Genomic DNA, 4,054 nt, shown 5'->3' with positions numbered 1-4,054 from the left:
CCCCCGCCCTGCGCCTGGCGCTGATTGCCGGGGCCCGCCGGGTCATCGCGGGCCGGGACGGCTTGAACCGTATCAATGTGTTTCCGGTGGCCGATGGCGACACCGGCAACAACCTCGCCTCGACGCTCGGCAGCGTGCTCAATGGCGCACTGAGCCAGCCCAGCCAGCACGCTGGCGACCTGCTCAGCCGGGTCGGCAACGATGCGATTGACGGTGCGCGCGGCAATTCAGGGGCGATCCTGGCGCAGTTCCTCCACGGCGTCGCCGAGCGGGTGCGGCCACTGCCGGAACTGGATGCGCGCTCGCTCGCCGCGGCAGTCCGCCAGGGTGCGCTGAGCGCTCGCCAGGCGCTGGCGCAGCCGGTCGAAGGGACGATCCTCAGCGTTATCGCCGCTTTTGCCGACGAACTGGATGCGGCCGCGTCCGACATGGCCCAGCCCGATGCGCGCAGCGGCTTCACCCGTGCACTGGTGCGGGCGCGCCGCGCACTGGCCGATACGCCGCGGCAGATGGCGCTGCTGCAGAAGGCGGGCGTGGTGGATGCCGGCGCTCAGGGGTTCGTCGACCTGCTGGAAGGGATCGCCGAGTTCGTCGAAGGCGGTCCGCGCGCGGTGCGCATGCGGTCGGCAGCGCCGGTCGCCGCCAACGATGCCGCGGAACCCCTCGTCCACGACCATGTGATCGATCCCGCCCGCCGCTGGTGCACCGAATGCCTGCTATTGGGCGACGCACTTGATCGTGATCGGCTGCGCATCGCCTTGGAAGGGGCCGGAGCGGATTCCATCGTCATCGCCGGCGGCACCTCGCGGCTGCGCGTGCATGCCCATACCGGCTCGCCGCAAGCGCTGTTCGATGCCTGCGCGCAGCAAGGACGCGTGGAAGGCATGAAGGCCGACGACATGATCCGCCAGCAGGCCGTGGCCGCCGCACCGCAGCCGCTGGTGGTGGTCACCGACAGCGCCGCCGACCTGCCCGACGACATCGCCGAGCGGTATGCGATCGGCGTGGTGCCGGCACGCGTGGATCTGGACGGCCGCGATTACCTGGACAAGGTGGGATTGTCGACGGCCGAGTTCTACCGGCGCATGGCGGCCTCGCGCCAACTGCCGCGCACCAGCCAACCGCCGCCGGGCGACTTCCGTCGGCAATTCGAGCTGTCGCTCGCGCACCATGCGCGCGTGCTGTACGTGGGGCTGTCGCGCGCGCTGTCGGGCACGCTGCAGTCCGGCGAACACGCGGCAGCGCGAGACCCCGGTCGTCGCGTGCGCGTGTTCGATACCATCAATGCAGCGTGCGGGCAGGCGTTGCTGGTGTGGCGTGCCGCCGAGCTGGCGGCAGAAGGGCGCGATGAGGCCGAGGTGGTGGCCGAACTGGAGCGCCTTCGTCCCCTGACGAAGATGTGGGCTATCGCGCCGGACATTTCCCACGCCGTGCGCGGCGGGCGTATTCCACGCTGGGCGGCGCCGATCGCGCGCCTGAGCGCGCTGACCCCGATGGCGAAGATGAGCGTCGACGGCCGCATGGTCGTCGCCGGCATCCTGCTGACGCGCGCCAGTGCGCCGGAAGCGTTCGCGAACCGGGTCGCGCGCCAACTGCCGGCAGGCCAGCGCTGGCGTCTGATCGTCGGGCATTGCGACGCACGCCCGGGTGCCGAACGACTGCGGGCGGCGCTGCGCGCACGCCTGGACATCAGCGAAGAGCGGCTGGTGGAAACCGGTGCTGCCATTGGCGCGCATGCAGGACAGGGGGCACTGATCGTGGCCGTGCAGCCGGTAGCCGATGCCTGAGCCTGGGGGGGCGTGGCCCATAATGGCGCCATGCTGACCGCCTGCCTGCTGCTGCTCGCCTACCTGATCGGCTCCGTGTCGGGCAGCCTCACGCTGGGCCGCCTGCGCGGCGTCGACATCCGCACGCAGGGCAGCGGCAATGCCGGCGGCACCAATGCGTTCCGCACCCAGGGCGCGAAGTTCGCGCTCGGCGTGGTGCTGGTCGATATCGGCAAGGGCGCGCTGGCCGCGTGGCTGGCGCTGCGCTTCGCGCCGTCGGACGGCCCGCTGGTGCCGCGCGCGCTGGGATTCCTGGCGGTCTTGGTCGCGGCGATGGGCCATGTCTGGCCGGTCTGGCACGGGTTCCGCGGTGGCAAGGGCGTTGGCACGCTGCTGGGTGGCATGGCGGTGCTGTGGCCGATGGCGCTGCTGCCATTGTTCGCGGTGTGGGTGGGCGTACTGGTCACGACGGGGTATGTCGGTCTGGCGTCGATCATCGCCACGGCCTGCCTGGTGCCGTTGGCGTGGTGGATGCCGGTCGACCGCGCCGCGCAGGTGTTCGCGGTGGCGGCCGCGCTGCTGGTGTTGTTCACCCACCGGGTGAATGTCCGCCGCCTGCGCAATGGCACGGAATCGCGTTTCGAACGTGCGCGCATCTGGCGCCGGCGCGCATGACCGGCGAACGTGAGTTGCTGCAGCGCTTGATCGAAGGCCCTGTCTCCGGTGACGCATTGGCGCGCGATGCGGGCCTGACGCGGGCCGCGGTGTGGAAACGCATCGAGGCCCTGCGCGAAGGTGGCCTGCGCATCGACGCGCAGGCTGGACGCGGTTATGCGCTTGCCGACTCGATCGAACTGCTGGATGCGGAGCGCATCCGAGCGGTGCTGCAGGCCGCGACGACGGCTGAGCTGTCGTCGCTCGAGGTGGCGTGGTCGCTGGATTCGACCAACAGCGAACTGCTCCGCCGCCAGGCGCCCGAACGTGGCACCGATGTCCTGCTGGCCGAACAGCAGACAGGTGGACGCGGCCGTCGCGGTCGCCAGTGGGCATCGCCGATCGCGTCGAATCTCTATCTTTCGCTGTCGCGGCAGTTTTCCGGTGGCTTGGCGCGGCTGGGAGGCTTGAGTCTGGTCGTCGGTGTGGCCGTCGCGGAAGCGCTGCGCCGTGCCGGTTACGAAGCGGTGGGTGTGAAGTGGCCCAACGACCTGCTGGCGCACGGCCACAAGCTGGGCGGCATCCTGGTGGAGGGGGGTGGCGAACATGGCGGACCGGTGCGCGCGGTGATCGGCATCGGGCTCAATGTACGCATGCCCTCGCCTGTGGCCGCGACCATCGACCAGGCGTGGACGGACCTCGGCGCACTGGCCGGCAACGCGCCGTCGCGCAACCTCTTGGCCTCGCAGATGCTGGATGCCCTGTTGCCGGCGTTGGAAGACTTCGATCGCGACGGGCTTTCCGTCTTCCTTGCGCGCTACGCAGCACTGGATGTGCTGGCGGGACGCGTCGTCACCGTGCATGGTCCGCAAGGCGACGAGCATGGGATAGCCGATGGCATTGGCGCTGACGGTGCGCTGCGGGTGAAGGTGGGGCAGGCCATGAGGCACGTGCATGCAGGCGAGGTCAGCGTGAGGACGACATGACGCAGTGGGTATTCGATCTGGGGAATTCGCGGGTGAAATGCGCGCCGCTGCATGCCGATGGCAGGCTGGGCGACCTGCACGCCATCGCCTATGAGGATGACGTCATCGCGATGCTCGACGCGATCGTATCGGCGACGACGTTGCCTGAAACCTCATGCGCTGTGCTCGCCAGCGTGGCGTCGCCGGCGCGTACCGCCACCGTCGTCGACTGGCTGACCACGCGCTTCGGTACGATCTCCCTTGCACGCACGCAGCCGGTGCTGGCCGGCGTGCGCATCGCATATGCCGACCCCACGCGCCTCGGCGTGGATCGTTTCCTGGCGCTGCTGGCGGCGCACCGTCGCAAGGCGCACCCGTGGCTGGTGGTGGGCGTGGGCACGGCGGTGACCGTCGACCTGCTGGATGCGGAAGGTGTTCACCATGGCGGGCGCATCGCACCATCGCCCGGTTTGATGCGCGATGCCTTGCACGCTGCCGCCGTGCAGTTGCCCGCCCAAGGCGGCCATTACGTCGAATTCGCCACCGACACGCTCGATGCGCTCGCATCCGGCTGTGAGGGCGCAGCGCTCGGCTTGATCGAGCGCAGCCTGCAGCAGGCGCACGACGCACTCGGCCAACGCCCGTCGCTGCTGCTGCATGGCGGCGGGG

Annotated in this window: 4 protein-coding genes; all 4 read left to right on the top strand. The window is 70.0% G+C overall.

What is annotated here, in order from left to right; genetic code table 11:
- Positions 1-1,787: DegV family protein (locus tag AX730_RS14040; protein ID WP_157074264.1), on the top strand; the 1,787-nt coding region annotated here is incomplete at its 5' end.
- 30 nt (positions 1,788-1,817) lie between these two features.
- On the top strand, positions 1,818-2,441 hold the full coding sequence (plsY, locus tag AX730_RS14035) for a glycerol-3-phosphate 1-O-acyltransferase PlsY (protein ID WP_062357547.1): 624 nt from the start codon (positions 1,818-1,820) through the stop codon (positions 2,439-2,441).
- Complete coding sequence (gene birA, locus AX730_RS14030) at positions 2,438-3,406, top strand: bifunctional biotin--[acetyl-CoA-carboxylase] ligase/biotin operon repressor BirA (protein WP_062357546.1); 969 nt, start codon at positions 2,438-2,440, stop codon at positions 3,404-3,406. The genes plsY and birA overlap by 4 nt, the downstream gene beginning before the upstream one ends.
- A partial coding sequence (locus AX730_RS14025; RefSeq protein WP_062357540.1) for a type III pantothenate kinase occupies positions 3,403-4,054 on the top strand: 652 nt, incomplete at its 3' end. The genes birA and AX730_RS14025, both read left to right, overlap by 4 nt.

Origin of the sequence: Pseudoxanthomonas mexicana (assembly GCF_001556105.1) — a bacterium.
GTDB lineage: Bacteria > Pseudomonadota > Gammaproteobacteria > Xanthomonadales > Xanthomonadaceae > Pseudoxanthomonas_A > Pseudoxanthomonas_A mexicana_A.
This window is presented reverse-complemented; position numbering and strand designations above follow the sequence as displayed.